At 72.6% G+C, this 5,618-nt stretch carries 5 protein-coding genes; all 5 read right to left on the reverse strand.

Features of this window, described 5'->3' with window-relative positions:
- Positions 1–63: 63 nt before the first annotated feature.
- Complete coding sequence (locus AC27VN_RS31055) at positions 64–2,058, reverse strand: putative bifunctional diguanylate cyclase/phosphodiesterase (protein WP_093348496.1); 1,995 nt, start codon at positions 2,056–2,058, stop codon at positions 64–66.
- 127 nt (positions 2,059–2,185) lie between these two features.
- Positions 2,186–2,578 carry a hypothetical protein gene (locus AC27VN_RS31060; protein WP_093348498.1) on the reverse strand — a complete coding sequence of 131 codons (393 nt, stop codon included), beginning with the start codon at positions 2,576–2,578 and terminating at the stop codon, positions 2,186–2,188.
- Positions 2,579–2,772: 194 nt separating this feature from the next.
- Positions 2,773–4,074, reverse strand: a complete 1,302-nt coding sequence (locus AC27VN_RS31065) for a CynX/NimT family MFS transporter (RefSeq protein ID WP_490879047.1) — start codon at positions 4,072–4,074, stop codon at positions 2,773–2,775.
- The gene (locus AC27VN_RS31070) at positions 4,071–4,787 is read right to left on the reverse strand and encodes a FadR/GntR family transcriptional regulator (protein WP_490879048.1); all 717 of its coding nucleotides are present in this window, start codon (positions 4,785–4,787) and stop codon (positions 4,071–4,073) included. Before AC27VN_RS31070 ends, AC27VN_RS31065 begins: the two co-directional genes overlap by 4 nt.
- A 236-nt stretch (positions 4,788–5,023) precedes the next feature.
- A partial coding sequence (locus AC27VN_RS31075) for a hypothetical protein (RefSeq protein WP_490879049.1) occupies positions 5,024–5,618 on the reverse strand: 595 nt, incomplete at its 5' end.

The following is a 5,618-nucleotide window of genomic DNA, read 5'->3' on the forward strand; positions in this document are numbered from 1 at the left end:
GGCGGCCCGCTGGGGCTCACCTTGCGGCTGCCGCTGCATGGCGGCCCCGTGCCGGGCTGAGGTTCAGCCGGGCAGGCGCTGCGCCCAGGGCAGCACCTTGTCGAGCGGCATCGGCCGCGCGAGGTGGTAGCCCTGCATCAGCGGGCAGCCGAGCGCATTGAGCGCCTCGAGCTCCTCGCCGGTCTCCACGCCCTCGGCCACCACGTCGATGCGCAGCGAATGGCCCAGGCGGATCACCGACTCGACCAGCACGCGATTGCCCGGCGAGGCGGCCAGGCCGAGGATGAAGCTGCGGTCGATCTTGACCTGCCGCACGTACTTGCTGCGCAGCGAGGCCAGCGAGGAATAGCCGACGCCGAAGTCGTCGACCACGATCGCCACGCCCGCGTCGGCCAGCGCATGCAGCCGCGCGCTGGCGGCGAAGGTATCGAGCGCGATCTCCTCGGTGATCTCGATCTGGATGCGGTGCGGCGCGATGCCGTGGCGCGCGATCTCGCCGAGCACGATGCGGTCGAGCGCGAGCTGGGACATCTCGCGCGGCGAGACGTTCATCGCCACCGGCACGGCCTCGAAGCGCGGGTCGGCCGCGGCCAGCTCCTGCAGCCCGACGCAGATCTCGGCCAGGATGTGGCGCAGCAGCGATTCGGCCAGGCCGGTGCTCGCGGCCGCGCGGATCACGTCCTCGGGCGGGATCCAGCCGTGGCGCGGATGCTGCCAGCGCAGCAATGCCTCGAGGCTGTGCAGCCGGCGGCCGCCGTCGGCCAGGATCGGCTGGTACCAGACGCCGATGGCGCGCGAGGCGACCGCGCCGGGCAGGTCGCGCTCGACGTCGCGCCGCGTCACCAGGCGCTCGCGCAAGGCCTCGTCGAAGCGGCGGCAGCGGCTGCGGCCCGCGCGCTTGGCCTCGTGCAGCGCCTCGTCGGCCGAGCTCAGCATGTCGGCGATGGACACGCCGCGCTCGACGCAGATGCCCACGCTCGCGCTCAGCTTGCCGCCGTACTGCGCGGTGGCCGAGGCGATCGATTCGATCAGCGCCTGCCCCACCTGGTCGGGCGAGGGGCCGCCGTCCTCGGCGATGAACAGGGCGGCGAACTCGTCGCCGCCCCAGCGGCCCAGGATGGCGTCGCGCCCGGCCAGCTCGCGCTGCAGCCACTGCGCCACGTCCTGCAGCACGCGGTCGCCCATCTTGTGGCCGAAGGCATCGTTGACGGCCTTGAAGCCGTCGATGCCGAGGATCAGCAGGCCGTGCTCGCGCTCCTTGCCGCCGGCATCGATGCGCAGGCTCGAGGCCTGGGTGAAACCCTCGCGGTTGAGCAGGCCGGTGAGCGCGTCGTGCGCGACGCGGAAGGCGAGCTGGCGCGTCGATTCGAGCGACAGCGTGTGCGACTGGCGCAGGCGCGCGGCCATCGACACGGCCTCGTTCTTGAGCCGGCTGCCCTCGCGGAAGCCGCGCGCGCTCTGCAGCGCCGCGCGCACCAGCGCCGCGAGGTAGACCAGCACCATCGCGGCCAGCGCGAGGTGGTCGAAGCCGCCGGCCCAGACCAGGCAGCCGAACACCGAGAGCAGCGCCGGCGTGATGAAGCTGATCGGTACCGGCGCGTAGGCGATGCCGTAGGTGACCGAGCCGGCGCAGATGCCGCAGACCACGGTCAGGTAGAACAGGGTCTGCGGCGAGGTGTAGCCCTCGCAGAGGATCGGGATCAGCGCCCAGACCGAGCCCGACAGCAGCGCGAACAGCCAGGCCAGGCGCAGCTCGTGGTCGACCGCGGGATCGCTGCCGTTGGCGCCGGGCGAGGCCACGAAGGGCCGGCGGCAGACGAAGATGCGCGTGATGTTGACGGCCAGCGAGAGCGTCAGCCAGGCCAGGCCGAGCGCGGTCAGGTCCGAGTGGTGGGCCAGCAGCGCCACCGTGAGGCTCAGCACCAGGTTGACCGGGATCGCGGCGAGCACGCTGCGGCGCACCGCCAGCATCTGCTCGGTGCGCACCATGCGCGACAGCGCGGGGCTGTCGGGCGAGCCAGCGGCTTCTTCTTCCTGCGGGGCGGAGGAGGCGTTCATGAAATGGATCGGCGACGCATCATGCACCGGTCCGCCGCATTGCGCAGCGCGGCACGGCCGCCGTGGGCGGCCTGCGCGGTTCCCCTCGGGGTCACCGCGCGCGGGAGGGTTGCCGCAACGGCACCCTTCAGCGCACCGTCGACATCACGGTCGCGCGGCAGCGCGGCTGGTCGCGCGGCGCGAGCAGGACGCAGTTGTCGAGCGCGCGCTGCTGCATGTCGCTGAGCTTGGGCGGTTCGCGGTAGACCGGTGGGGGCGGCGGCGCGGCATAGCGCTGGCGGCGCTCGTACTCCCAGCGGTCGCGATCGTCGCGGCTGCGTTCCCAGCGTTCGCGTTCCCAGCGATCGCGGTCGCGCTGGCGGTCGAAGCGCAGCCGGTCCATGCACGAGTGGAAGTCCATGCCCGAACGGCCGCTCGCGCAGTAGCGGCGGTCGGCTTCATAGACGTCCATGTCGCGCTGGGCCAGCGCGGGGGCGGTCTGGATCAGGCCCAGCAAGGCCAGGGCGGCAAGTTTCTTCATGGTGCGCTCGTCGAAGAGAAGCCGTGAGGCGGGTGGATCGGGGCGGTGCCTGCTCGGGGCCGCAGTCTGACCGTCGGCATGAGACGAAGTTTCTCATGCTCCGGACTCCTCGCTCTTCGGACGCGCGAGCTTCTTGTTGTAGGCGCGCGCGGACTGCGCGCCGCGTCGCGCCTGCGCCACGCCGGCCCGGACTTCTAGCGCGGAACGGTGACCGCGCCGACGTGCATCGTGCGGCCCGCGCCGACGCCCGCGATCAGCATCGCGACGCCGACCGCGACGAACAGCCACGAGGCGGCGCTGAAGCTGCCGGTCCAGCCATGCAGCAGCCCGGCCAGCAGCGGACCGAAGGCCGCGATGACGTAGCCCACGCCCTGCGCCATGCCCGACAGGTGCGCGGCCACGTGCGAATCGGGCGAGCGCAGCACGATCATGGTGAGCGCCAGCGCGAAGGTGCCACCCTGCGCAATGCCCAGCAGTACGGCCCAGACCCACACGCCGCCCAGCGGCGCGAACAACTGGGCCAGCATGGCGGCCACGGTGAGCAGCGCGAGCGCCACGGCCAGGCCGATCTGGTTGCGCAGCCTGACCGCGAGCGCGGGGATCACGAGGCAGGTCACGACCTGCGTGATGACCGAGACCGAGACCACGTAGCCCGCGGTGTCGCTGGCCAGCCCGCGTTCGCGCAGGATCGGCGCGAGCCAGCCCATGACGATGTAGGCCAGCGCGGACTGCAGCCCCATGAAGCAGGTGACCTGCCAGGCCAGCTTGTCGCGCCACAGGCCGCGCACGGTGAAGCCCGCTTCGCTGGCGATCGGCTTGAGCGGCAGCGCCTGCGGCGCCCACAGCAGCGTGACCAGCGCGGCCGGCAGCGCCCAGACCGCGAGCGCCGCGGTCCAGCCGCCGCCCAGCGCATGCTCGATCGGCACCGTGAGGCCGGCCGCGCTCGCGGCGCCGCCGCACACGGCCATGGTGTAGAGGCCCATCATCAGCGCCGCCTGCCCGGCGAAGTCGCGCTTGACCAGGCCCGACAGCAGCACGTTGGCGACCGCGATGCCGCTGCCGGCGATCGCCGAGGCGACGAACAGCAGCGGCACATGGCCGGTGCCGCGCAGCAGCGTGCCGACCAGGATCAGCGCCATGCAGCCCAGCAGCGTGCGCTCGGTGCCGAAGCGCCGGCCGAGGCCGGGCGCGAGCGGCGCGAACAGGCCCAGGCACAGCACGGGCAGGGTGGTCAGCAGGCTGGCGGCGGTGGCCGACAGGCCGGTGGAACGGATGATCTCGGGCAGCACCACCGAGAGGCTGGAGAACACCGGCCGCAGGTTGAAGGCGATCAGCACCACGCTGGCGCCCAGCAGGATGCGGCGGCCGCGGCTCGGCGCCGGGGTGGGCGGCGGCGCGGGCTGGCTGTCGACCTCGGCGTCGATCAGCAGTTGGCCGACATCGGCATCGGCGGGCGCGTTGCGGCGGGTGGCCGTGGGGAGGGTGGTGGCGGTCATGGGCGGGACGGCGCGCGTGGGCCGCCGGTGGGGGTGTGGGTGCCGGCGGCGAGCGTCGCGATCATGGGCGTCATGAAGGCGCGCACGGCGGCGTCGGCGCGCTCGGGGTCGCGGCTGGCGATGGCCTCGACGATCGCGCGGTGGGCGGCGTCGTCGGGCTCGGGCAGCAGCGTGCCCATGGTGCTGGCGATCGTGTCCTTGATGTAGCCGCCGATGAAGCGCACGGTTTCGGCGAGCGCGAGGTTGCCCGCGATGTCGACGATGGCCAGGTGGAAGGCGAGGTCGCGTTCGATGAAGGCCGCGCCGCGGTCGCCGGGCGCGGGCGTGCCGCGGCCATCGAGCAGGGCGTGGAGCTGGCGCAGGTCCTGGGGCGTGTGGCGCAGCGCGGCCAGCCGCGCGGCCTGCACCTCGAGCGCGCAGCGCACCTCGAACTGGTCGAGCAGGCTGGCCAGGCGCAGCTTCTGCAGGCTGGCGCCGGGATCGAAGCCCGAGCGCACGTAGGTGCCCGAGCCCTGGCGCACCTCGAGCAGGCCGCGCGAGACCAGCGTCTTGACGGCCTCGCGCACGGTGCCGCGGCTCACGCCGAGCAACTGGGCGAGCTGCGGCTCGATGGGAATGCGCGCGCCGACGGGCCAGCGGCCGGCGGAGATTTCGGCGCGGATGCCGTTGGCGGCGGCTTCGACCAGGGAAGTGCGGGGGGCTTGGGCGAGCATGAAGTGCTAATTCATTGAATCATCGGATGAATTGTGTCGGGGCTTCGGTAGGCCTGCTGGTGGGAGGGGCTTGGCGGATGCGGGGGGGCGGGGGGCGTGCACAGGACACCGGGTACTCCCCTCCGCGAATGTCCCCCGGCCTGCGGCCTCCTCCTTGATTTCGCTGCGGGGAGTACCCGGTGCCCTGCGCACGTGGGCACGATGTCGGGAGTCGACGCGTGCGGCGTGGTGTGTTGCTACCAGCTTCCCGAGGCGCCGCCGCCGCTGCTCGAGCCGCCGGAATCCGACGAGGACGACGAGGAGGAATCCGACGACGAGGACGAAGAGGAATCGGACGACGAGGAGGAACTGCTGCTCCATCCGCTGTCGCCGTAATCGCTGTCGCCACCGCCACCCCCGCCGCCGTCGGCCGGGAAGAAGGCCACGAGCAGCGCCACCACGGTGACGGCCGCGAGCACGATCCAGAACAGCTGCGGATCGAGCTCGTCGCGCGCCAGCCCGACGAACAGGCCCACCAGCACGCACACCACGATCCAGCGCGTGACGAAGCTGCGCACGCCCTTGCGCCAGGCCTTGCGCATGCCGGTCACGATCAGCAGGCCGACCAGCACGGCCGCGCCCAGCGCCAGCATGCCGAGCAGGGACCAGCCCACGCGCTCCCAGCCCAGTTGCTGGCCCGCGATCACCACGCCCGCGATCAGCAGCGCGATGCCGGCGACGACGAAGCGCATCGTGCGCCACAGGCCGCAGCCGTAGCCGAGGCCGAAGCCCATCGGCACCGGCATCATCGCGAGCGCGATCGCGAACATCGGCTCGCCGAGCGTGGCGGCC

It is taken from the genome of Variovorax sp. 20P10.2.4 (assembly GCF_058244205.1).

Excerpts from the sequence above, each read along its gene's own strand:
- AC27VN_RS31055 (WP_093348496.1), bottom strand. The coding sequence starts at position 2,058 with ATGAACGCCTCCTCCGCCCCGCAGGAAGAAGAAGCCGCTGGCTCGCCC.
- AC27VN_RS31060 (WP_093348498.1), bottom strand. The coding sequence starts at position 2,578 with ATGAAGAAACTTGCCGCCCTGGCCTTGCTGGGCCTGATCCAGACCGCC.
- AC27VN_RS31065 (WP_490879047.1), bottom strand. The coding sequence starts at position 4,074 with ATGACCGCCACCACCCTCCCCACGGCCACCCGCCGCAACGCGCCCGCC.
- AC27VN_RS31070 (WP_490879048.1), bottom strand. The coding sequence starts at position 4,787 with ATGCTCGCCCAAGCCCCCCGCACTTCCCTGGTCGAAGCCGCCGCCAAC.